We start from the raw sequence: 23,218 nt of genomic DNA, 5'->3' as shown, positions 1-23,218 counted from the left end.
GGCGTAAATGTTTGGGCCCCTATCCGGAGGGTGAACCGGCGTCGTTTTGGCCGCACGCGGCCCGTCACAACGGCGGGATCACGGGCCAAAGGACAAGGACCAATGGATACGGGCACCGCCGCTTGACCTGGGTAGTTACATAAGATACTTCCAGATTAAAACAGAACAGGGACTACGCCATGACCATCGCTTCCGCAGGCGCCAAATTCCGTGCTGCACTGGCGGCTGAACAGCCGTTGCAAGTGATCGGTACGATCAATGCCAACCATGCTCTGCTGGCCAAGCGGGCCGGTTACAAAGCCATTTATCTCAGCGGCGGTGGCGTGGCGGCGGGATCGCTCGGCATGCCCGATCTCGGCATCAACACACTGGATGACGTGCTGGTCGATATCCGCCGGATTACCGATGTCTGTGACCTGCCGCTGATGGTCGATATCGATACGGGCTTTGGCCCCTCCGCTTTCAATATCGAGCGCACCATCAAATCGCTGATCAAATTCGGCGCCGCCGCCTGCCACATCGAAGACCAAGTCGGCGCCAAGCGATGCGGCCATCGCCCGGGCAAGGAAATCGTATCGACATCCGAAATGGTTGACCGGGTCAAGGCTGCGGCCGACGCCAAGACCGACCCTGACTTCTTCCTGATTGCGCGCACAGATGCCATTGCGGTGGACGGCGTGGACGCGGCCATAGACCGGGCGGTCGCCTGCGTCGAAGCCGGTGCCGACGGCATATTTGCCGAAGCGGCCTATGATCTGGACACCTATCGCCGCTTCGTCGATGCGGTGAAGGTCCCGGTCCTGGCCAATATCACCGAGTTCGGCAAGACACCTTTGTTCACGCGTGATGAACTGGCCAGCGCTGGCGTCGCCATCCAGCTTTATCCGCTGTCGGCCTTCCGCGCCATGAACAAGGCGGCGGAAAATGTCTACCAGGCCATTCGCCGCGACGGCCACCAGAAAAACGTGCTCGATACCATGCAGACCCGCGAGGAATTGTATGACCGTATCGGTTACCATGCGTTCGAAGAGCGCCTCGACGCCCTCTTCAACACCAATAAAACAAAATAAGACAACAGGAAAAAGAGGAATGCCCAATGGACGGAGATACGCCTACCGGCTTTAAGCCAAAGAAGTCCGTGGCCCTGTCGGGCACGGTGGCGGGCAATACGGCCCTGTGCACGGTCGGCCGCACCGGCAACGACCTAGCCTATCGCGGCTACGATATTCTTGACCTGGCCAAGACCTCGGAATTCGAGGAAATCGCCTTTCTGCTGGTGCATGGCAAATTGCCCAATACCGGCGAACTGAAAGGGTACAAGGCCAAGCTGAAATCCCTGCGCGGTCTGCCGGTCGCCGTCACCGACGTGCTGGAAAGCTTGCCGGCCTCCGCCCATCCGATGGATGTCATGCGCTCCGGCGTTTCAGCCCTGGGCTGCGTCCTTCCGGAAAAGGACGACCACAATACGCCCGGTGCGCGCGACATCGCCGACCGCCTGATGGCCAGCCTGGGCTCTATGCTGCTCTACTGGTATCACTTCGCTTTCAACGGCAAACGGATCGAGGTCGAGACAGACGACGATTCCATCGGCGGGCATTTCCTCCACCTGCTGCACGGTCATCCCGCGCCGGATAGCTGGGTACGGGCCATGCACACCTCACTTATCCTGTATGCCGAACATGAATTCAACGCCTCGACCTTTACCGCTCGCGTCATCGCCGGCACGGGGTCGGACATGTATTCGTGCATTACCGGCGCCATCGGCGCCCTTCGCGGACCCAAGCATGGTGGCGCCAACGAGGTCGCCTTCGAAATCCAGAAGCGCTACGACACGCCCGACGAAGCCGAAGCCGATATCCGGGCGCGCGTCGCCAACAAGGAAGTCATTATCGGTTTCGGCCATCCGGTCTATACCGTTTCCGACCCGCGCAACGTGGTCATCAAGGACGTGGCCCGCTCCCTATCGCAGGAAGCCGGATCGACCAAGATGTTCGACATTGCCGAGCGGCTGGAATCCACCATGTGGGACGCCAAAAAGATGTTCCCCAACCTCGATTGGTTCTCGGCGGTCAGCTATCACATGATGGGCGTGCCGACCGCGATGTTCACGCCCCTGTTCGTCATTTCCCGCACCTCCGGCTGGTCGGCGCACGTTATCGAGCAACGCATCGATGGCAAGATCATCCGCCCCAATGCCAACTATACCGGTCCGGAGGACAGACCCTTTGTTCCCCTCAAGGACCGCCCGTAAGTCAATCGTCTCCCGCGTTGCCCTGCATCACGCAGGAGATGTTATCAAGGAAGCCTCATGTCCGCCCATATCCCCAACGAACGCCCCGCCCCCGACCAGGTTCTGACCGATATCGTCGATTATGTGCTCGACTACACGGTCACGTCCGACCTGGCCTATGAAACGGCGCGCAACTGCCTGATCGACACCCTGGGCTGCGGACTGGAGGCGCTCGACTATCCGGCCTGCACCAAGCTTATGGGCCCAATCGTTCCAGGTACGGTGGTGCCCCACGGCGCCAAGATCCCGGGCACCCAGTTCCAGCTCGATCCGATTCAGGCCGCCTTCAATATCGGCGCCATGATCCGCTGGCTAGACTTCAACGACACCTGGCTGGCAGCCGAATGGGGCCATCCGTCGGATAATCTGGGCGGCATACTGGCCGTCGCCGACTGGCTGTCGCGCAACGCCGTTGCCGCCGGCAAGACACCCTTGACCATGCGCGACGTTCTGACCGCCATGATCAAGGCGCACGAAATCCAAGGCTGCCTGGCGCTGGAAAACAGCTTCAACAAGGTGGGCCTCGACCATGTCGTGCTGGTGAAGGTCGCATCGACCGCCGTCGTGGCCCAGATGCTCGGGCTCGACCGTGAAGAGATCATCAATGCCGTCTCGCTGGCCTGGGTTGACGGTCAATCCCTGCGGACCTACCGCCATTCGCCCAATACCGGATCGCGCAAGTCGTGGGCTGCCGGCGACGCCACCTCGCGCGCCGTTCGCCTGGCCCTGATGGCGGGCAAGGGAGAAATGGGCTATCCGTCGGTACTGACGGCGAAGACCTGGGGCTTTTACGACGTGCTGTTCAAGGGGCAGCCTTTCCGGTTCCAGCGCCCCTATGGCAGCTACGTCATGGAACATGTGCTGTTCAAGATCAGCTTCCCGGCCGAATTCCACAGCCAGACCGCCGTCGAGGCCGCCATGATGCTGCATCAGAAGCTGGGCGCGTTCGGGTACACCACCGAAGACATCAAGCGGGTCACCATCCGCACGCATGAGGCTTGCATCCGTATTATCGACAAGAAGGGCAAGCTCGACAATCCGGCCGACCGCGACCACTGCATTCAATATATGGTCGCCGTGCCGCTGATCTTCGGCCGCCTGACCGCCGCCGATTATGAGGACGGCGTCGCCGCCGATTCCCGCATCGATGTCCTGCGCGACAAGATTTTCTGCGTCGAAGATGCGCAATTTACCGCCGACTATCACGATCCGGACAAGCGATCGATTGCCAATGCCCTGACGATAGAACTGAACGATGGCACAGTATTCGACGAGGTCGTCGTGGAATATCCGATCGGTCACAAGCGCCGCCGCCAAGACGGCATTCCGCTGCTCGAAGCCAAGTTCCGCACAAATCTGGCGCGACGCTTCCCGACCAAGCAACAGGCCGCCATCCTCAAGGTCAGCCTGAATCAGCAGGCGCTGGAAGCCATGCCGGTCAACGACTATGTTGATCTGTATGTGATCTAAAGCAAGGAGTTAGCGGCCGAGATTGAGCGGCATGGCGAAGACTTGCGTCCAATACGCCCTGAGAGTGCCCGGAACCCCGGCAACGGCCGTGTCATCGGGTTGGTAGGCGACCGCTATTCCGGTTTCACGAAAGGCGCACATCAGGATGTTTTCGCGGTGGCCGGGGCTTTTCATCCAGGCCTCGACCACCCCTTGCGGATCGTAGGTGTTGACCTCGATGTTTTCACCGACCATCTGATAGACATAGCCGGTCGCGCGGACACGTTCACCGGGCGTTGCTCCGTCCGGCGCGGTATGGCTGAAGAAATGCCGGTCGACCATGTCCTGGCTTTCACGATTGGCCGCAGCCATCAGACGCGTTTCGACGTGCAAAGGCTGGCAGCCGTGCTTGGCGCGTTCCGCATTGATCAGGTAAAGCACCCGTTCGGTTGACCGGTTGCTGTTGACGACCTGGATCGGTTCCGGCGTGGCAAATATCTGAGTCCAATAAAAGCTATCGAACGGCCCATCCCTCTTTATACGCGCCGCGATGCCGGTTTCGGTATAGGCGCAGTTGAGCAGGTTTGCGCGCTGAGACGCGTTTTCCATAGTGATATCGGCTACTTCGGACAGAACACCACTGCTGACCTGAATATTTTCGCCGAGGTCACCGGAGCGGTAGCCGGTATCGGCGACCCGCGAGGTGAGTGTAGAGCCGGTTGGCGACACATGGTCGATGAACCCTTCGGTGATCATGTCGAGGCTGTGGCGATCCGCCGCCGCGACCAGGCGGTCATCCATCCGCAACGGCCCGCATCCATGGGCGACGCGCTCGCGATTGATCATGTCCAGCAATCGCTCGGCATTGGCCGTTGCGTGGGTCTGCCCCCCACCCCCGTTCGCCGTCTCGGCGTTAACCGGTGCCGCCAGCAAGAAACCAGCTATTATCAACAGGATACGCATACACCCTCAAATCTTCGCCCAATATGAGTTGTCTTAAGTATGCATGACGCGCGTTAAGGTTTAAACAAAAGACGCAGTTACGCGTTCGTTAAGCCTGGTGCGCAGCTCTCGGCATGGTATAGGGCGGCATGATTATTCGACCCGCCACCGCTGAAGACCACAACGCCATATGGGCGATCATCGAACCCACCTTGCGGGCCGGTGAAACCTATACCTTGCCACGCGACTGGGATCGGGAGGCCGCCCTCACCTACTGGTTCGCCCCGCCGCATAAGGTTTTCGTGGCTGAGCAGGAGGGCACCGTCCTGGGGCACTATTTCCTGACGCCGAACCGTTTGGGTGGCGGCGCACATGTCGCCAATTGCGGTTTCATGACCGACCCGGCGGCCACCGGTCGCGGCGTGGCGCGTGCCATGTGCACCCATGCGCTGGACACTGCGCGAGCTGAAGGGTATCGCGCCATGCAGTTCAATTCGGTTATCAGCACGAATACGCGCGCCGTCGCCCTGTGGCAAAGCTTCGGGTTCGATATCATGGCCCGCCTGCCGGAAGCCTTCCTGCATCCGACCCTCGGCTATGTCGATATTCTGCTCATGTACCGGAAGCTTTAAATCCGTTAGGCGCCCCGGCGTATGCGTTCCATAATATAGGAAAAATCCTGGGCGGCGTGGCCCTGGCTGCACAGGGCCTCATAAAGCGCATGTGCCTTGGCGCCCAGCGGCGTATCCGCGTCGGTCTGGCCCGCGGCCTGCATGGCCAGGGTCAGGTCCTTGAGCATCAGCGCGGCCGCAAAGCCTGGCTGATAATCTTTATTGGCCGGCGACGTCGGCACCGGCCCCGGCACCGGACAATAGCTGGTCATCGACCAGCTTTGCCCCGACGCCTTGGAGGCAATATCGAAAAACGTCTGGTCCTTGAGCCCCAGCTTTTCGGCCAGGGCAAAGGCTTCGCACGTCCCGATCATGGTAATGGCCAGGAGCATGTTGTTGCATATCTTCGCCGCCTGCCCGGCACCTGGGTCACCGGCATGGATCACCGCTTTGCCCATCCGCGCCAGGATCGGCTCCGCGCGGTCAAAGGCGGCTTGCGTTCCCCCGCACATGAAGGTCAGAGTCCCCGCCGCGGCACCCGCGACACCGCCGGATACGGGGGCGTCGACCATGTCGAAGCCCGCCGCAGACGCCTGCGCCGCCACCTGACGCGCGGTTTCAACATCGATGGTCGAACAGTCCATCAGAATGGCCGCCGTCGGCGCGTGGACAAAGACCTGGGCATAGACCGACAGCACATGCTGGCCGGCCGGCAGCATGGTCACCACCGCTTCGGCGCCCGCGCAGGCCTGGCTCAGAGACGTGGCGGCGACGCAGCCGTCCGCGACGGCCTGGGTCATCGCGGCTTCGCTCAGATCAAAGGCCTGGACCGTGTGACCGGCGCGCACCAGATTGGCGGCCATCCCCGACCCCATGTGACCCAGACCGATAAAGGCGATGTTCATAGCCGAAGCTCCTCTGCTACCGGAGCAAAAACGGCCTCGACCATCTGCGGGGTCACGCCCGCCGGGGATTGCGGCGACCATTTCGGCGCATGATCCTTGTCTTCGATCACCGCCCGCACGCCTTCCGAAAAATCATTGCCACGGATGATGTGACAGGCGATGCGGTATTCCATGCGCATGACCTCTTCAAAGGTAGACATTGCCTCCCCCCGCCGGAGTTGTTCCAGCGCCACAGCCATGGACAGGGGGGATCGCGTCTTGAGAATATCGGCCTGCGCCGTCGCCCAATCGTCATCCGCCATTTTCAACGCCAGGCAGATGTCGGTAACCGTTGGCTTGGCGAAACAGTGGTTCATCGTGGCGAGATGTTCGGCATAGCTGGGATGACCTGCGGGCTCGGCATAGTCGGCCAGTATCGCATCGATATCATCATGCGTCCGGGCGGCACCCAGGCGCGGTTTCAGCGCCTCCAAGGCCGCCGACGGTACATAGTGGGTCGCGATTCCCGCGGCCAGCACGTCACGGCCTTTCAGGCGCGCGCCGGTCAGGGCCAGCCAGATACCTATCTGACCCGACAGGCGCGGTAAAAACCACCCGCCGCCGACATCGGGGAACAGGCCGATACCGGTTTCGGGCATGGCAAACAGCGTGTTTTCCGTCGCGATGCGATGCGAGCCATGGATCGAAATGCCAACCCCGCCGCCCATGGTCACACCGTCAAGAATAGCGACATACGGCTTAGGGAACCGTTTGATCCGGGTATTCAGGCGATATTCGATATTAAAGAACTGCGCGCCATCGCGGCCATCGACCCGGCCCGACTGCGCCACCATGCGGATATCACCGCCGGCGCAGAAACCGCGCGTACCCTCTCGGTGATCGATCATGAGCAAATGCACATCGTCGTCGTCCGCCCACGCCGTCAGCGCGTCATACATGCGCTGGCACATGTCGGTATTAAGCGCGTGCAGCGCCTGGGGGCGATTGAGCGTGATGCGCCCGACACCATCTTCGACGCGGATGAGAACCGGCGCTTCCATATCAATGCCCTTTCGTCATGGCGCGCGATACGATCACGCGCATAATCTCATTCGTGCCTTCGAGAATCTGGTGCACACGCAGGTCGCGGACGATCCGCTCGACCCCGTAATCGTGCAGATAGCCGTAGCCGCCGTGGATCTGTAAGGCGTCATTGGCGATCTTCGATCCGGCGTCGGTCACGAACCGCTTGGCCATGGCGCACCATTTGGTCGCATCCGGTGTTTTGGCGTCCAGGTGCGCCGCCGCCTCGTACAACAAGGTGCGCGAGGCCTGAAGTTCGGTCTCCATGTCGGCCAGCTTGAATTGCGTCACCTGAAATTCGTTGATCGGTTTGCCGAACTGGCTGCGCTCGGCCGCATACTGGCTGGCCCGATCGAGGGCGTCCTGCGCCCCACCGAGCGAACAGGCGGCGATGTTCAGGCGGCCGCCATCCAACCCCTTCATGGCGAACCTGAAGCCCTCGCCTTCGTCGCCGATGCGGTTTTCCGCCGGAATGCGGACCGCATCAAAGATGACCTGGCGGGTCGGCTGGGCGTTCCAGCCCATCTTCTTTTCATTGGCCCCGAAAGACAGGCCAGCGGCGTCCTTGGGGACGACGAAGGCCGAAATCGTTTCATCCGTTCTGGCCATCACGACATAGAGGTCAGAGACGCCCGCGCCCGAGATGAATTGCTTCGCGCCGGTCAGGACGTAGCTGTCGCCGTCGCGGACCGCACGCGTCTTCATGGCGGCGGCGTCAGACCCCGATCCCGGTTCGGTCAGGCAATAGCTGGCGATCCGCTCCATACTGACCAGTTCCGGCACAAAACGGGCACGCAAATCGTCAGAGCCAAAACTGTCGATCATCCAGGTGCACATGTTGTGGATGGACAGAAAGGCCGCGGTGGCAACGCAGCCGCGCGACAGTTGCTCAAAGATCAGCACCGCGTCGAGGCGCGTCATCCCCGATCCGCCGTGCGCTTCGCCGGTATAGATGGCGGCAAAGCCAAGCGCCGCCGCCTCACGCATTACGTTAACGGGAAAGTGCTTCTGCTCGTCCCAGTCTCCGGCAAAAGGCCGCAGCCGGTCGTAGGCAAACCGCTGGGCCGCCGCCTGGATCATCCGTTGGTCGTCATTCAATGGCATCGTCGTCCCTGTCCTTACCGCCTCGGTCTTGTTTGGTCCGGATGTCCGGCCACCGTTTACGGCTGTGTATTCTTAAGCTAGGTCATGGTTGGAATAATAAACGCCTGGTCGCCAATGTCACCGTCGGGCCAGCGCTGGGTGACCGTCTTGACCTTGGTATAGAAACGTACGCCGTCTTCGCCATACTGGTTCATGTCGCCGAAAGCCGACCGCTTCCAGCCACCAAAGCTGTGATAGGCCACGGGGACCGGGATCGGCACATTGATTCCGACCATGCCGACATTGACCTTGGCCGCAAATTCGCGCGCGGCCAAGCCGTTGCGCGTGAAGATAGCGACGCCGTTGCCATAGGCATGTTGGGACGGCAGGGCCGCCGCCTCTTCCAGGGTTTCGGCGCGGACGATCTGAAGCACTGGCCCGAAAATTTCTTCCTGATAGGTGGTCATGGCCGGGGTGACATTGTCGAACAGGGTCGGCCCGATGAAGAAGCCGCCTTCGTGGCCCTGTAAGGTCAGACCGCGCCCGTCAAGCCTCAGCGATGCGCCCTCATCGACGCCCATCTGGATATACCCCTCGACCTTGGCTTTATGCGCCGCCGACACAACCGGGCCGTAATGAGCCTCGGTGTCGGTCGAGATACCGACCTTGAGGTTGCGGGCAGCGTCGATCATGCGCTCTACGAATGCATCCGCCGTCTTGCGGCCGACCGGCACCGCGACCGGAAGGGCCATGCAGCGCTCGCCCGCCGAACCGTAGGCCGCACCGACAATATCCTTCACGACCTGGTCGAGATCGGCGTCGGGCATGATGATGCCGTGGTTCTTGGCGCCGCCCATGGCCTGGACCCGCTTTCCGTGCGCCGCGCCGGTGGCATAAATATATTGGGCGATGTCGGAAGAGCCGACAAAGGAGACCGCCTTGATATCCGGATGCGTAATCAGGGCGTCCACCGCCACCTTGTCGCCATGCACGACCTGAAAAACCCCTTCGGGCAAGCCTGCTTCGATCAACAATTCACCCAGGCGCACAGGAACACTGGGGTCCTTTTCCGATGGCTTGAGGATAAAGGCATTGCCGCAGGCCAGGGCCACGGCCGACATCCACAACGGAATCATGGCGGGGAAGTTAAACGGGGTGATACCGGCCACGACCCCAAGCGGCTGACGCATGGAATAGACGTCGATGCCCGGCCCCGCGCCGTCCGTATAGTCGCCTTTCAGCAGATGCGGAATGCCGCAGGCGAATTCAACCACTTCGAGGCCGCGCTGAATATCGCCCTTCGAATCGGCAATCACCTTGCCGTGCTCGCTCGACAACAGGCGGGCCAGATCTTCCATGTCCCGCTCGATCAGCGCCTTAAAAGCGAACATAACCCGGGCGCGGCGTTGCGGGTTCATGGCGGCCCAGCCCAACTGGGCCTTAGCTGCCTTGCGGACAGCATCGTCGATTTCCGCCGCCGTCGCCAGGGCGACCCGCGCCTGAACCTGACCTGTATTGGGATCGTAGACATCGCCGAACCGGCCAGACGTCCCTGCTACGCTTTTGCCGTTGATGAGGTGATGGATGTCGCGCATGGGATCGTCCTGTTTAAGGCCTGTTATAAGCACCGTGCCGATCAGCACGGCACGGTGCCTGGCATGGATTACGCCGCTTCGGCGTGACGCGCCTTGGCCCGGCCCGCTGAGGCAATCTTATCCTTCGCCATCGAATCGGCAACCAGATTTGTGATCACATTTTCGGTTTTCGCCCGCGCAAAGATGTCGGCCAGGCGCGGGCCAATGGCGTCCACCTGCGCCAGAATATCGGCCTCATCATTATTGCCCGAAATTTCCCCGGCCACCATGATGATGCCGCCGGCGTTTATGACATAGTCCGGCGCATAGAGAATGCCACGATCGCCAAGAATGATACCTGCGCCGGGCGTCAGGAGCTGATTATTCGCTGCGCCGGCAACGACGCGGGCCTGAAGACGGCTGGCCACGTCTTCGGTTATGGCGCCGCCCAGCGCACAGGGCGCCACCACATCTACGGGCTGAAGCAGTATGTCGTTGACACTGACACTTTCGGCGGCAAAGCGGGCGCAGACCTCCTCGACACGGTCGGGATTAATATCGGCAACCGTCAGCTTGGCGCCCAGATTGAACAGTTCTTCGCACAGATAGGTGCCGACATGGCCCAAGCCCTGGACGGCAACCGTCAGGCCCGCCAGATCCGACCGCCCCAGCCGAGCTTTCACGGCAGCCTCGATACCGACACGAACGCCCCGCGCCGTAAAGGGGGACGGATCGCCGCCCGATTTGCCGACGGCGGCGTCAAGACCCGACACGTATCCGGTCGTGCGCGAGACCACCTTCATGTCGGCAACGGATACGCCGACATCCTCGGCGGTGATATATTGACCATCCAGGCTTTCAACGGCCCGCCCGAAGGCCTCAAGCACGGCTTCGCGCCGGTCGGCCGGGACTGGCCCAAGAATGACCGCCTTGCCACCGCCCATAGGCAGGTTCGCCATGGCGTTCTTGTAGCTCATGCCGCGCGATAGGCGCAGGGCGTCTCCCAGGGCACTGACACCCGATTCATAGCGCCACAGGCGGCACCCGCCGGCGGCGGCGCCCAAGGCCGTGGAATGGACGGCGATGATGGCTTTCAGCCCGGAAGCGGCGTCTTCCACCATCAGTACTTTTTCGTGGCCGTCATAGTCGGGATGGTCAAACATGGATCTGATCTTTCTTACACTCTTAGGCAGGTCTTTTAGGCGTTACGGGTGTGGCATTGGCGGAAGAAAACCGTCCCGGCTCTGCGGCAGGATCGGTCGCACGCGGTCGAAGCCGCGTATGGGGGAAACGATAAGATCAGAGGAAAAGGCGAGGTCCAGCGCGCCGCGTAGCACGCTGGTTCCCGCAATAGCAGCACCCGTGGGGGCGCCTGCGCGATTGAAATCCGCTTCCCTGCGAACAGAGCGCCCGCCTCGGATACCGAGCGGAGACTCTCGGCATCCGAACATTGCGCCTCTCCTGTCGAGCGTTTGCCGGCACATGTCCGGCGCGTATGCGTCCGTCACTGTCATGTCAGCGCGCATTACGTTTTCCCTGTCTTATCGTCGTCGATCATTTGCGCTGCCGGGGCAGCGCCGGATCGTTAGAACGGACCCTAAACCAGGGCCGTCAGAAAGTGCTTCTTAACTGCCACCACAAGAGACTGGTATCAGGTGAAATTTTCTGCGATAATTGCCAAACGCGGAATAAAAATTTGCTGCAGGGCAAAAAGACGACATGAAGAGTACTAAAGACGTCCAGTCACTGGATGAAATCGACCGCAAGATATTGCGTCTCCTGCGCGAAGATGCCCACCTGACGACGCAGGAAGTGGCCGACAAGGTCGGTCTGTCTCAGACGCCGTGCTGGTCGCGCATAAAGCGGCTGGAGGAATCGGGCGTGATTGCGGGTTATGTCGCCCTGCTGTCGCCGGAAAAGATCGGCCGGCCACTATCGGTCATCGTCGAAGTCAATCTCGACATGCATGACGATGAAAAGATTGAGAATTTCTCGCGCCACCTGGCTCAGTTGCCAGAGGTTACCGATGCGTACCTGACCACCGGTGAATACGACTACGTTATCATCGCCGCGGTGGAAGATACAGAAGACTACGAAGGCTTCCTGCGTAAGCGCTTGCTGAAATTCCCGGGCATCCGCCATGCCCGCTCGACCTTTTGCCTGCGTCGCCTCAAGCGGGATCCGTCACCGTCCTTGTAAGGCCTCAGCCTTTGGCGACGGTTTCCAGCGCCAAAGCGTGCAACGGGCCGCTAAGCAGGTCGGCCAGCGCCTTGTTGACCATCTGATGCTGACGCACGCGCGGCAGGCCGTTGAAGGCGTCCGAAACAATGCGTGCCTTGTAATGATCGCCGTCACCGGCCAGATCCGTAATAATCACCTCCGCCCCCGGAAACGCCGCCTCTATACGAGCTTGAAGATCACTTTGCGCTACGGCCATGCCAGGCTCCTTCGTTTGAGCGTCGCGATTTAGCCCGTTTTCGCCGCCATGGCCAGTCTTTAACCGCCGTCTTCCCAAGACCTGCACCAGGGCCTATCGCGCTCCCAGTCGCAAAATTGTACTTACATGCCCACATAATGTCGCACATGGCGCAGAAATTTTCTTAATAAATAAAATGACTTAATGGGCACTTTCAACCGCATTCAAATCTGCCCCCTCAGCGCATAACGCCGCTCTCCCAATTTAAGGACGTAATTAACCAAATCAACCTATTGTGGCATCACCCTAACAGGAGCTGTTCATGCGTACCCTAACCGTCACCACCGCCAGCTTGGCGGCCCTCATATTCGCCGTCCCCGCCCTCGCCCAGCAAGTCCCGCCCGATGTCCAGGCCAAGATGGACGCTATGCAGGCGCAAATCGATGCCCAGCAATCCCAGCTGAATCAACTGAAGGCGCAAGTTGCCGCCCAGTACAATGCGCCCAATAGCGCCCCGCCCGCCGCCCCCAAGCCGAGCCCCGCCGTTGCCGCCGCCCCAGCGTCCACGACCGCCGTTACCTTCAAGAATGGCACGCCCAGCATAGCGTCTTCCGATGGCGCTTTCACCATCGCCTTCCACGGCATCATCCAGGGGGATGCCGCCACCTACAGCCAGGACAAAAACCTGCCCGCCGCCGTCACGGCGCGCGATCTAAACAGCGGCACCAATTTCCGTCGCGCCCGACTTGGGATGAATGGCAAGCTGTTCAAGGATTTCGACTACAATATGGTGTTCGACTTCGGTGGCGCCGGAGCCGAAGACGTCGGCCGCATCCATGAAGCGTGGATCCAATATTCCGGCTACAAGAACGCCAAGGTGCGCGTGGGCGAATTTGCCCCTTCGTCCGGCCTGGCCGATGCCGGATCTGCGAACGCCTCGCCATTCCTGGAACGCGCCGCATCGGCTGAAATCGCCCGCAATGTCGCCGGTGGCGACACGCGAATGGGGGTGGCGGTCTGGAATGCCTATGATCGCTGGCTCTATTCCGTAGCGCTTACCGGCAACACGGTCTCAGCGCTGAACACTGCCGCCACCGGCTTTAACGTCGTCAATAACGACGAACAACTGGGCGTCGCTGCCCGCATTGCCGGCACACCGTACAAGAGCAAGAGCGCACTGGTCCATGTCGGCCTCAACTATTCGGCCATTATAAATCCGGCCGATACCGGTGCTGCCTCTGCTGTCCGCCGGCCGGTACAATTGCGTGACCGGCCAGAGTTGCGTGTCGACGGCACCCGCCTGATAGACACCGGCGCTATAAATGCCGACTCGGCTCGGGCAACAGGTATCGAACTGGCCTGGCAGTATAAGACGGTCTATCTGTCTTCCGAAGCCTTCCAGTTCGACATCAAGCGTTTGGCCCCGGCCGCCGGGGTAACCGATCCGAAATTCTCGGGCTGGTACGTCGAAGGCGGATGGGTCCTGAGCGGCGAAACCCGCAAGTACAATACCCAGACAGCCGCCTTCGACGGCATCACGCCGGCACACAATTTCGACCCCAAGGGCGGGCATTGGGGCGCTTTCGAACTGGTCGGACGATATTCCACGATCGATCTCGACTATCACGATCTGTCGACCGTAGTGGCCGACCGGGTGCGCGGCGGCCAGCAGGACATCGCCACGCTTGGCCTGAACTGGCAGCTTAATCCGGCAATCCGTTTCGTTTTCGAAGGGCAATCCGTCAAAATCGACCGCCTCAACGGCGCCGGCGCGCAAATCGGCCAGGAATACACCGCCTTCGCCGTCCGCAGCCAGTTCAACTACTGATCCGGCTTGCTCTCACCGGATGCGGTGGCTAAAGTCACCGCATCCGGTGAGGGGACAAGCCATGACACATGCCCTGAGACACGCCTCCAGAGAGGCCTATTCCAAACCGTCGCGCCTGCGGCGCGCGGTCCTCGCGGGCATAGCCGCCATCGCCCTGGTCTTTCCCGCGCTCGCGCTGGCCAAGGACATCCAAGTGGCGGTCGCCGCCAACTTTACCGAACCCGCCAAGGATATTGCGCAAGCCTTCGAGAAGAAGACCGGTACGCATGTCATCATGACGTTCGGGGCGTCGGGCGCCTTCTATAGCCAAATCCAGCAGGGCGCGCCGTTCGACGTCATGTTGAGCGCCGACGCCGAGCGTCCATTCAAGCTGGAAGACAGCGGCCTGGGGATCAAGGGCACGCGGTTCACCTACGCCTATGGCAAGCTGGTTTTGTGGAGCGCCAATCCCGCCCTGATAGACCCCGCCGGCAAGGTTCTGGCCCAGGGCAATTTCCAGCATCTGGCGATCGCCGATCCCGTCTCCGCCCCCTATGGCGCGGCAGCGGTCGACTACTTGCGCAAGCGCGGCCTGTACGACGTCCTGGCGCCCAAGATCGTCAAGGGCGCGTCCATCGCCCAGGCATTCAGCTTCATCGATACCGGCTCCGCGGAGATGGGTTTCGTTGCCCTCTCGCAAATTCATAAGTCACATAAGGGCTCCCGCTGGGTCGTGCCGATCAGGGACTACCCGGCGATCGAGCAACAGGCCATCCTGCTCCACGAAAATCCCGATGCCCGCGCATATCTGGCCTTCCTGAAATCGCCAGCCGGCCTCAATATCATCAAATCCTACGGCTACGACGTAAAGTGAGACTCCAATGATCGATCATATGGGCATCCTGGTTTCCAATCGCGAAAACAGTAAATCCTTCTATACGGCGGCCTTTGCGCCACTGGGTTACACGCTGGTCATGGATGGTCCGTGGGGCAGCGGCTACGGCGTCAACAAGCCCGAGGTCTGGCTGACCGACGGCAAGCCGACCGACCACATCCACATCGCCGTAAAAGCGCCAAACCGTGCGGCAGTTGACGCTTTCTACGCCGCCGCCATGGCCGCCGGGGGCCGTGACAATGGCCCGCCAGGGATCCGGGCGCATTACCATCCCAACTATTACGGCGCCTTCGTCCTGGATCCGGACGGCCACAATATTGAAGCCGTCTGCCACGCACCCGAAGGCGCCTAATGGCAGATGTCGGCGCGGCGATCTGGGTCACGGTTTGCCTGGCGACGATCACGACACTATGCCTGCTGATCATCGCCACGCCGCTCGCCTGGTGGCTGTCGCGCGGCCGCAGCCTGGTCAAGGACATCATTACGGCCATTGTCGCCCTGCCCATCGTTTTGCCGCCGACCGTGCTTGGGTTTTACCTGCTGGTCGCCATGGGCCCGCAAAGCCCCCTGATGACCCTTCTGCACCCCTTCGGTATCCGCACCCTTAATTTTAGCTTCGCCGGCCTGGTGATCGGATCGATCGTCTATTCCCTGCCCTTCGCCGTCCAGCCGATCCGCAACGCCTTTGAGCATCTGGGACGGCGCCCCTTCGATGTGGCAGCGACCCTGCGCGCCTCGCCCCTCGACACGTTTTTCTCGGTGGCCCTGCCCATGGCCAGAAAAGGTTTCCTGACGGCCGCTCTGCTGGTTTTCACCCATACGGTGGGGGAATTCGGCGTCGTTCTGATGATCGGCGGCGCTATCCCGGGCAAGACAGAAGTTGTGTCTATCCGCATCTGGCAGATGGTCGAGCAACTCGACTGGCCCAACGCCCATCGCCTGGCCGGCGGGTTGCTGGTCTTTGCCTTTACGGTCCTGCTGAGCCTGCTGATCATCGACCGGCGCCTGGGAAGCCCGCAACATGACTGACGCCGTGATCGACATTGCCCTGGACGGCCACACCGGCGGCTTCGCCTTGAACGCGGCCTTTATCGTACCGGCACGCGGCGTCACCGCCATATGGGGGGCGTCCGGCGCGGGTAAGACCACCTTGCTGCGCGCCATTGCCGGTCTGACGCGGCTGACCGGCCACGTTAGAATCGGCGAACAGGTCTGGCAGGACAACCAGCGTTTCGTGCCGGTGCACCGCCGCCGCGTCGGTTATGTCTTCCAGGAGGCGTCCCTGCTGCCGCACCTCACCGTGCGCGGCAATCTCGATTTCGCACAGAAACGCAACGGCGGCCATGCGGTGGAAACCGAACGCCTGATCGAGCGGCTGAAACTGGCGCCGCTACTGGCGCGCAAGGTCGATAAGCTGTCGGGCGGCGAACGTCAGCGCGTCGCCCTGGCCCGTGCCCTGTTTTCGGCGCCCGAAATCCTCCTGATGGACGAACCCCTGTCAAGCCTCGACGGAGAGGCCAAGGCCGAGATCGTGCCGATGATCGCCGCGCTGTCGCGCGACACCGCCCTGCCTGTGCTCTATGTCAGCCACGATGCCTACGAGGTGGAACGCCTGGCAGACCGCGTGCTGCGTTTGGCGAAAGGACGGATCATAGACACGCCGGACGCAGCCTTTTCCACGCAACTGGACGCCCTAAGCCCCGCACAGGTGCGGGCCCTGGCCGAAGCCGCCCTCAAGGCGGGTATCAGGGTTTAGCCGTCACGCGCCAGATACGGTTGCCCGCATCGTCGGAGATGTACAGCGCCCCTTCCGGACCGACCGCGACCGCGACCGGCCGGCCGGAAACCTTTTTGTCGTCGATGATGAAGCCGGTGAGGAAGTCCTCATAATCGCCGGTCGGCTGGCCGTTCTGAAACCGGACCAAGACCACCTTCGAACCCGTACGTTGCGCACGGTTCCATGAGCCATGCAAGGCTACGAACGCGACGCCATCATAGGACGACGGGAACGGGGCCGTGGCATCGGCGGGCGCCTGATAGAAGGTGAGCCCCAGCGGCGCGGAATGCGATCCGAAGAGCACATCTGGCAAAGCGATCTTGCCCTTCAGGTCGGGACGCATTCCGGCCTGGCGTGGGTCTTCGTTGTCACCGAGATAATACCAGGGCCAGCCGAAGAACTGCCCCTGATCGACCTGGGTGAAATAATCCGGCACCAGCTCGTCACCCAGCGTATCGCGTTCGTTGGTGGTGCAATAGACCTCATTGGTGCCAGGGCGCACGGCCAATCCCACGCAATTGCGGATGCCGGTGGCATACACCTGGCGGTCGCTGCCGTCAGGCTTGAACCGCAAGACCAAGGCGCGTCCCAACTCACTGCCCCAGCTTTCGCCCAGCGCGTGGCTGGCCACGAAGCCTTCGGGCGGCTTGCCCATGCCTTCGGCGACGTTGGAGGCGGAGCCGACGCTGACATACATGTATTGGCCGTCAGGTGAAAACGCGATATCGCGGCTGGAATGGCCGCCGGTGGTCGACAATTTCGGCACAACGGTTTCCACCTTGCCGCCCGTCATGGCCACCCGTACGACGGCTCCCGGCGTTCCGATGTAGACATAGTTGTCGTGGAAAGCGATGCCGAACGGGTCATCCAATCCTTCGGCCACGGTTTCACGCACCCGGCTCAGCACGCCGTTTTTGTTGCGGTAGACGCTGAGGCGACCAGCGCCGGCCTCCGTGACATAGAGATCGCCATTGGGCGCCGTGCGCATATTGCGCGGCCGTTCCAACCCAGTCTGGAAAACCGAGACGGTGAAGCCCGCCGGAACCTTCGGCAGGAAATCATCGGCCGGCGCTACATATTTCGGGCCATTGCCGGCGGATTCGCTGGCGAACGGCTTGGGCAGGTCCGCCACGGTGACGCGGTGGACGACACCCGGCGCATCCTGGCGCCAGTCGCGCGTGTCCGTGCCCTTCGCCGCGGCCTTGGCTGCGGTGGCCGGTCCGTCGCCGGTCAGGGACGACAGATAGGCAATCAGGGTGCGGCGCTCGGTGGCATCCTCGACACTGACCGGCATGGCGGTTCCCGGCATGGCCTTTTGTGGATCGGCCAGATAGGCGTCCAGATTGGTATCCGACCAGGTCTCCCCGCGCGCATGCGCCGTCTTTAGCGCCTCGGTATAGTCAAAGCCCTCAACCGACCCGACTTTTCGCCCGACAACGCCGAACAGGGCGGGCCCTTGAAAGGCGGCTTTCGCCGGGCTGGCGTCATGGCACAGGGAGCAATTGGCAGCAAAAACCTGCTTGCCGGCGGCGATGTCCGCCGGGGACGCCGCCTGGGAGCAGGCGGGCAAGGTGCTGGCCAGCAGCAGGAACAGACCGCCGAACAGGCGGCGCATTACAGCCCCAGCAGAGGGGCCGGATCGGGACAGATTCGTTTCCATTGGTCGCGCTCGCTCTTTTTGAATACCCCGGGATAGTCCCCTCGCCTGCCCTGCATATCCAGAATGATCTGAAAATGCAGATGTGGCGGCCAGTCGCCATTGACGTCGGCTGCGCCAAGGCGGGCGATGTTTTGTCCTGCCATCACCGCCATCCCCTCCACAACGCCGTCCAGGCTGTCACGGCTGAGGTGGCCATAGAGGGTGTAAAAAATCAGTTCGGATGTGACGGCATGTTCCAGAATGAGGGTTGGGCCGTAGTCCTTCGGGTTGGCATTGTCCTGGAAGCTGTGCACGCGTCCAGCCAATGGCGCAAACACAGGCGTGCCGGCGGCTTCGAAGATATCTATGCCCAGATGTATGGTCCGCGCTTCTCCCCCACCAGCCTCAAATACCGGTCCCGAATAGATGGCCCGCTCCTCGTCATAGCCGCCGATAAGCAGCCCCGGCGCCAGAACGGCATCGCCGGGCAAACCGTTTTGCAGCCCCAAAGCGCGCGCGCCGGCATCGTCGAGGCGAATGGGCGTGTAACCAGCGTGCACCCCTGGCATGATTTCAGCGCGGGGCGGCGCGGTGGCCAGCCAGTCGATAAAGCGGTCGTACGTCATCCGTGCGACCTTAGCCCGGACTTGCCGGCCCGGCAATCACGCTGTACGAGACGGACATGTCCATTACCAAAACCTATGACGGCGATGAGCCGATGCGCGTCAACAAATGGCTGGCGCAGAGCGGTGTCTGTTCTCGGCGTGAAGCCGACGACCTGATCGAACAGGGCCTGGTGCGTATTGACGGCGAAACGGTCACCAGCGCCGGGCACAAGATCATGTCCGGTCAGGTGCTGACGCTCGACCAGGGCGGCGCGGAAGCGCTCGATGCCCGCATGACAATCGTCTACCACAAGCCCATCGGCATTGTGTCGGGCCAACCCGAGCCCGGTGAAACGCCCGCCGTGCGCATGATCCGGCGTGCCAACGTCTTCGGTCCGGCCCATGTCTATCCCGACTTTACGACCAAGCTGGCGCCGGTGGGACGCCTCGACAAGGATTCGCGCGGCCTGCTCATCCTGTCCGACGATGGCGTCCTGGCCAAGGCGATCATCGGTCCGGAGAGCGACCTCGAAAAGGAATACCGTGTTCAGGTGCGTGGTCCGATTTTCGAGGAAAAGCTGAAGTGGCTGCGCCACGGCCTGGAACTGGATGGCCGCCAGCTCAAGCCGGCCAAGGTGATCCAAACCGGAGACCAGTCGCTGACCTTTATCCTGAAGGAAGGCCGCAATCGCCAGATTCGCCGTATGTGCGACATGTGTGAACTGCGGGTTATCGACCTGTATCGCGTCCGCATCGGACCGTTGCGGATCGGCGACTTGCCGGAAGGACAATGGCGCTATCTCACGCCAGAGGAACGCGCTGCGATCATTCGGGGCTAGAGCATCATGCCAAAAAGTGGACGCCACTTTTTGGAAAAACATGATGCAAATCAGATACCTAGAGCGAAATAATGATTCGATTTAAAATTATTTCGCTCTAGGCGCGACAAATCGGAACGTCACCGATATGCGCCGGCCCCTGGGCATGATCAGGCCGCCGACACGATCGGATTTTCGCCCCACAATGCCGTGCATCCATTTGTCCCGCGCCTCTCCGCTCATGGTCAGCAGGCTGCGCGGATAAAGATAATGCGTGCGGGAATCATGGCCGAGGCGGGTAAATTCCATCATGATCGGCGCCCCCAGGCTGATAATCGCCACCGACCGGATACGATCGACATCGCGGTCCTTATGCGCCCCGATCCCCTGACCGGGATGATATTCGTTGACAAGCGCCCGCTCCGGTACGCCGGCAAAGATCGCGTCTTGGTGCAAGCGGTCGGCCAGCCAGCGCATCCACTCCGGCATGGGCTGCGGCTGATATTCCTGTGGTGAGCCGTAAGCCGTGTCATCCGGCGCCCAACCATACCATTGGCGACGGCGCAGCAATTCCATCGACCAGGGCTGACGGTCGATGTGAGCGATCAGTGCCGCTTCTTCCTCCGCCGAAATATAGCCATCGCGATAGGCGAGGCCCGGAAGCGGCGCCTCTTCAAACAGGGACAATGGGGACTGTGCAGCCATTCTGCGCTCTCAAATTTAGAACAAAAAGAGAACATAAATGACCACCAAAATCAACCGCGTGGACAGACTAAAAGATGGAAAACGATCACGCCTCTAAGGAGGTGGTGCGGCCAGCCGGGATCGAACCGGCATAGGATTGCTCCTGGCAGATTAGTCGTCTGGCAGTTCGACCGGCTGGCGCGCTCGCTACGCCATCTGCTGGAAACGATTGAGAAGCTGGAAAGTCAAGAAATGAAATTCCACTCGCTGACAGAGGCTATCGACACCTGGACCTCAAGGCGGCAAGCTGATCCTTCGGTTCTTGGGCGATTGCCGAGTTTGAACTTGCGCTCATCAGCGAGCGGACAAAGGCGGAGGTTGGAAACTGCGCGGCTGAGGGGAGAAGGGGACGACAAGGAAAATAGCTCGTTAGCATCACTGCCATGGCTTCCCGCTTGTAACTAGTGCGTATTCGTCGTTAGGTTGTCAGAAAATGACCTTTCGATTCCGGGGCGGCAATGAAGATCGAAAAACTGCGCATTACAAACTACAAAGGCTTCCGGGACAGTGGGGAGATCAATTTCGGCGCAGGATTCAACGTCATTGTTGGTCAGAATAATTCAGGTAAAACGGCGCTTCTGGAAGCACTGCGGTTCACCGGTACATCGTCAAAGCCTTATCGCGGACTGACGACCGATCCAAAGAATATTGTTCCCACTTCAATAGTCGCGACTCAATTATCTGTCAGCGGCTCAGAACTGAAGACGGTACAAATACAACACGGTAATAAATGGCAAATTGCCATTGCACCAAATGATCCTCAATCTCAGGTAGATCAGCTATTCTCCGCAGGTGCACGTTCATTCAGCTTTGTCGCTAATCTAAACAATGTAGGTAATACTGTTTCTAGCCACGACTATCCCGCACACAAGCAATTTGTACAAACTGACGATCGACGCTCAATCACATTGCACTTATCTCCTGACAGACAGCATATTCAATTTTCTGGCCCATCTATGAATACGCCCGATCAATTTCCGGAATTACTTAATCAGGTTGTCTCTGCCCAATTTTATGTATTCCGCCCGGAACGCCTGAATATTGGAACTTGCCCGGTGCAAGATACTGACATCTTAACATTTGACGCTCAGAATCTGCCTGCCGTTCTACTGAAATTACAGGGAAATATCCGGAAATTTGAGCGCTTCAACGAGCATCTGCGGGAGATATTTCCCGGCGTTTTCAATGTCGTAGTTGTTCCAACTATTAACAATAATGTCAATGTTCGCATATGGACTGTTAATCCATCTTCAGAGCGCGACGACCTTTGCATTCCCCTTGAAGAATGTGGCACGGGCATAGGACAGGTGCTGGCGATCTTATATGTCGCCATGACTAGAACCGAAAACGTTCTAGCTATCGATGAGCCGAACAGCTTTCTTCACCCAGGTGCGGCGAAAAAGCTTATCAGGATTTTAAAGCAGTATGATCGTAATCAGTACATCATTTCGACACACGCGCCGGAACTGATTGCTGTGGCCGAACCGGACACGATTCACTCCGTACACTGGAATGGAGAAGAAAGTGTCGTTGAGGAATTCAATAAGTCCTCAATCGATGATATGCAGCGATTGCTCAACGATATCGGCGTGTCGCTGTCGGATGTGTTTGGCGCAGACCGCATTGTTTGGGTCGAAGGGCCAACGGAGCGTGAGTGCTTCCCGAAAATCGCCGCATTGCTGGACCCGCGCCCTATAGGCGTTTCCTTTGTATCATTGAGAAATACGGGGGATCTGGAGACCAAGTCTGACGCCACCGCCATTATGGAGATTTATGATAATCTCACGGCGGGAGCGAGCCTTGTTCCTCCGACGTTATCATTCAATCTGGACCGAGAAGATCGGTCCGATTCTCTAATAGCGGATATTGAACGGCGGACCCAACACCGGGTTAAGTTCCTTCCTCGCCTCACTTACGAAAATTACATCCTAGACCCTGATGCTATTTCGGCAGTCCTGGTAGCTGAAGCCATAAAATACGGGTCCGATCTCCACATTACTCCGGAACAGGTGACAGCATGGATTGTGGAACACGGCGAAGATTATGCAAATGGAGCCGTTTGGACGGGCGACTTTTCCAAGCCCGAATGGCTCGAACGATGCCACGCGCCGAACCTTTTAAAAAACCTGTTTAACAGCCTTACGGATGCGGCTTTCATATTCCGAAAGACTACACATTCGGTAACATTGACGTCATGGCTTATCGAAAACAAGCGCGCGTCTTTGTCCGGGCTTGTTGAATATGTCGGTAGCTTGACTACGAAACAATAACTAGCGCCGCCAAGGAAGGCCGGAATGCGGTAGACGGAGATGAAAAAATGCAATGGATGTGGACATGGAGTGGACAGTGTTTTGGTTACAGAGATGTCGATGATCTCTGGACTTATGACGGGAAGCACGTGGGCCATTTCAATGGGAATGACGTTTATGCCAGGGATGGACGGTACTTAGGCGAGGTGATGAGTGACAATTTTCTCATCACCAATAAAGCTAAGAAAAGCTGGCGCGGATACAGCTTCGCTCCATGGGGGCGTCGCGGGGCTTATGCACCATATGCCAATTATGCGGGTTACGCCATGTATGCTGGCTTTGAAGATTTTCC

General features: G+C 60.0%; 23 protein-coding genes. 13 read left to right on the top strand and 10 right to left on the bottom strand.

Going from position 1 to position 23,218, the window contains the following annotated elements:
• The first annotated feature begins 179 nt into the window (after positions 1-179).
• From prpB to AEAC466_RS38155, 3 genes are read left to right on the top strand one after another with little or no spacing between them, the layout of a single operon-like run.
• Positions 180-1,070, top strand: coding sequence for a methylisocitrate lyase (prpB, locus tag AEAC466_RS38165; RefSeq protein WP_023459192.1), 891 nt, complete (start codon positions 180-182; stop codon positions 1,068-1,070).
• Between the two features lie 26 nt (positions 1,071-1,096).
• Entirely contained in the window at positions 1,097-2,251 is a 1,155-nt protein-coding gene (prpC, locus tag AEAC466_RS38160) for a bifunctional 2-methylcitrate synthase/citrate synthase (RefSeq protein ID WP_023459191.1), read from the top strand.
• Positions 2,252-2,308: 57 nt separating this feature from the next.
• A complete protein-coding gene (locus tag AEAC466_RS38155) occupies positions 2,309-3,760 on the top strand; it encodes a bifunctional 2-methylcitrate dehydratase/aconitate hydratase (RefSeq protein ID WP_023459190.1) in 1,452 nt (483 codons plus the stop codon).
• A gap of 9 nt (positions 3,761-3,769) precedes the next feature.
• Here AEAC466_RS38155 and AEAC466_RS38150 read toward each other — a convergent pair whose 3' ends face one another.
• Positions 3,770-4,702: a CAP domain-containing protein gene (locus AEAC466_RS38150; protein WP_023459189.1), complete on the bottom strand. Its 933-nt coding sequence runs from the start codon at positions 4,700-4,702 to the stop codon at positions 3,770-3,772.
• A gap of 128 nt (positions 4,703-4,830) precedes the next feature.
• On the opposite strand from AEAC466_RS38150, the gene AEAC466_RS38145 reads away from it, so the two are divergent.
• Entirely contained in the window at positions 4,831-5,313 is a 483-nt protein-coding gene (locus tag AEAC466_RS38145; protein ID WP_023459188.1) for a GNAT family N-acetyltransferase, read from the top strand.
• Between the two features lie 5 nt (positions 5,314-5,318).
• On the opposite strand, the gene mmsB is transcribed toward AEAC466_RS38145, so the two are convergent.
• From mmsB to AEAC466_RS38120, 5 genes are all read right to left on the bottom strand, one after another.
• Positions 5,319-6,197, bottom strand: a complete 879-nt coding sequence (mmsB, locus tag AEAC466_RS38140) for a 3-hydroxyisobutyrate dehydrogenase (RefSeq protein ID WP_023459187.1) — start codon at positions 6,195-6,197, stop codon at positions 5,319-5,321.
• A complete protein-coding gene (locus tag AEAC466_RS38135) occupies positions 6,194-7,237 on the bottom strand; it encodes an enoyl-CoA hydratase/isomerase family protein (protein ID WP_023459186.1) in 1,044 nt (347 codons plus the stop codon). The genes mmsB and AEAC466_RS38135 overlap by 4 nt, the downstream gene beginning before the upstream one ends.
• A 1-nt stretch (position 7,238) precedes the next feature.
• Positions 7,239-8,363 carry an acyl-CoA dehydrogenase family protein gene (locus AEAC466_RS38130; protein ID WP_023459185.1) on the bottom strand — a complete coding sequence of 375 codons (1,125 nt, stop codon included), beginning with the start codon at positions 8,361-8,363 and terminating at the stop codon, positions 7,239-7,241.
• A 77-nt stretch (positions 8,364-8,440) separates the two neighbouring features.
• Positions 8,441-9,937, bottom strand: a complete 1,497-nt coding sequence (locus AEAC466_RS38125) for a CoA-acylating methylmalonate-semialdehyde dehydrogenase (RefSeq protein WP_023459184.1) — start codon at positions 9,935-9,937, stop codon at positions 8,441-8,443.
• A gap of 68 nt (positions 9,938-10,005) precedes the next feature.
• Positions 10,006-11,079, bottom strand: coding sequence for a Leu/Phe/Val dehydrogenase (locus AEAC466_RS38120; RefSeq protein ID WP_023459183.1), 1,074 nt, complete (start codon positions 11,077-11,079; stop codon positions 10,006-10,008).
• Between the two features lie 556 nt (positions 11,080-11,635).
• On the opposite strand from AEAC466_RS38120, the gene AEAC466_RS38110 reads away from it, so the two are divergent.
• Positions 11,636-12,115 (top strand): Lrp/AsnC family transcriptional regulator, encoded by a 480-nt coding sequence (locus tag AEAC466_RS38110; protein WP_023459181.1) that lies wholly within the window; start codon positions 11,636-11,638, stop codon positions 12,113-12,115.
• A 4-nt stretch (positions 12,116-12,119) separates the two neighbouring features.
• On the opposite strand, the gene AEAC466_RS38105 is transcribed toward AEAC466_RS38110, so the two are convergent.
• Positions 12,120-12,353, bottom strand: coding sequence for a BolA/IbaG family iron-sulfur metabolism protein (locus tag AEAC466_RS38105; RefSeq protein WP_023459180.1), 234 nt, complete (start codon positions 12,351-12,353; stop codon positions 12,120-12,122).
• A 301-nt stretch (positions 12,354-12,654) separates the two neighbouring features.
• Here AEAC466_RS38105 and AEAC466_RS38100 point away from each other — a divergent pair, with 301 nt between their 5' ends.
• The 5 genes from AEAC466_RS38100 to AEAC466_RS38080 all read left to right on the top strand — a co-directional run bounded on the left by AEAC466_RS38100 (position 12,655) and on the right by AEAC466_RS38080 (position 16,790).
• Positions 12,655-14,160: a porin gene (locus tag AEAC466_RS38100; protein ID WP_023459179.1), complete on the top strand. Its 1,506-nt coding sequence runs from the start codon at positions 12,655-12,657 to the stop codon at positions 14,158-14,160.
• Between the two features lie 61 nt (positions 14,161-14,221).
• Positions 14,222-15,013 carry a molybdate ABC transporter substrate-binding protein gene (modA, locus tag AEAC466_RS38095; protein ID WP_023459178.1) on the top strand — a complete coding sequence of 264 codons (792 nt, stop codon included), beginning with the start codon at positions 14,222-14,224 and terminating at the stop codon, positions 15,011-15,013.
• A gap of 7 nt (positions 15,014-15,020) precedes the next feature.
• Positions 15,021-15,386 (top strand): VOC family protein, encoded by a 366-nt coding sequence (locus AEAC466_RS38090; RefSeq protein WP_023459177.1) that lies wholly within the window; start codon positions 15,021-15,023, stop codon positions 15,384-15,386.
• The gene (gene modB, locus AEAC466_RS38085) at positions 15,386-16,063 is read left to right on the top strand and encodes a molybdate ABC transporter permease subunit (RefSeq protein WP_023459176.1); all 678 of its coding nucleotides are present in this window, start codon (positions 15,386-15,388) and stop codon (positions 16,061-16,063) included. The genes AEAC466_RS38090 and modB overlap by 1 nt, the downstream gene beginning before the upstream one ends.
• On the top strand, positions 16,056-16,790 hold the full coding sequence (locus AEAC466_RS38080) for an ATP-binding cassette domain-containing protein (RefSeq protein ID WP_023459175.1): 735 nt from the start codon (positions 16,056-16,058) through the stop codon (positions 16,788-16,790). Before modB ends, AEAC466_RS38080 begins: the two co-directional genes overlap by 8 nt.
• Here AEAC466_RS38080 and AEAC466_RS38075 read toward each other — a convergent pair.
• Both AEAC466_RS38075 and AEAC466_RS38070 read right to left on the bottom strand, forming a co-directional pair.
• Positions 16,780-18,426, bottom strand: coding sequence for a PQQ-dependent sugar dehydrogenase (locus AEAC466_RS38075; RefSeq protein ID WP_023459174.1), 1,647 nt, complete (start codon positions 18,424-18,426; stop codon positions 16,780-16,782). The genes AEAC466_RS38080 and AEAC466_RS38075 overlap by 11 nt on opposite strands.
• Positions 18,426-19,076 (bottom strand): peptidoglycan DD-metalloendopeptidase family protein, encoded by a 651-nt coding sequence (locus AEAC466_RS38070; RefSeq protein ID WP_023459173.1) that lies wholly within the window; start codon positions 19,074-19,076, stop codon positions 18,426-18,428. The genes AEAC466_RS38075 and AEAC466_RS38070 overlap by 1 nt, the downstream gene beginning before the upstream one ends.
• A 56-nt stretch (positions 19,077-19,132) precedes the next feature.
• On the opposite strand from AEAC466_RS38070, the gene AEAC466_RS38065 reads away from it, so the two are divergent.
• Complete coding sequence (locus AEAC466_RS38065) at positions 19,133-19,894, top strand: pseudouridine synthase (protein WP_023459172.1); 762 nt, start codon at positions 19,133-19,135, stop codon at positions 19,892-19,894.
• An 87-nt stretch (positions 19,895-19,981) separates the two neighbouring features.
• Here AEAC466_RS38065 and AEAC466_RS38060 read toward each other — a convergent pair whose 3' ends face one another.
• Positions 19,982-20,578: an alpha-ketoglutarate-dependent dioxygenase AlkB gene (locus AEAC466_RS38060; RefSeq protein ID WP_023459171.1), complete on the bottom strand. Its 597-nt coding sequence runs from the start codon at positions 20,576-20,578 to the stop codon at positions 19,982-19,984.
• On the opposite strand from AEAC466_RS38060, the gene AEAC466_RS45220 reads away from it, so the two are divergent.
• Together AEAC466_RS45220 and AEAC466_RS38055 are read left to right on the top strand one after the other, a co-directional pair.
• Entirely contained in the window at positions 20,471-21,022 is a 552-nt protein-coding gene (locus AEAC466_RS45220; RefSeq protein WP_200863978.1) for a recombinase family protein, read from the top strand. The two genes, AEAC466_RS38060 and AEAC466_RS45220, sit on opposite strands and share 108 nt — an antisense overlap.
• A 53-nt stretch (positions 21,023-21,075) precedes the next feature.
• A complete protein-coding gene (locus AEAC466_RS38055; protein ID WP_081714676.1) occupies positions 21,076-22,887 on the top strand; it encodes an AAA family ATPase in 1,812 nt (603 codons plus the stop codon).
• Positions 22,888-23,218 lie beyond the last annotated feature (331 nt).

Source organism: Asticcacaulis sp. AC466, from assembly GCF_000495815.1.
GTDB lineage: Bacteria > Pseudomonadota > Alphaproteobacteria > Caulobacterales > Caulobacteraceae > Asticcacaulis.
This window is presented reverse-complemented; position numbering and strand designations above follow the sequence as displayed.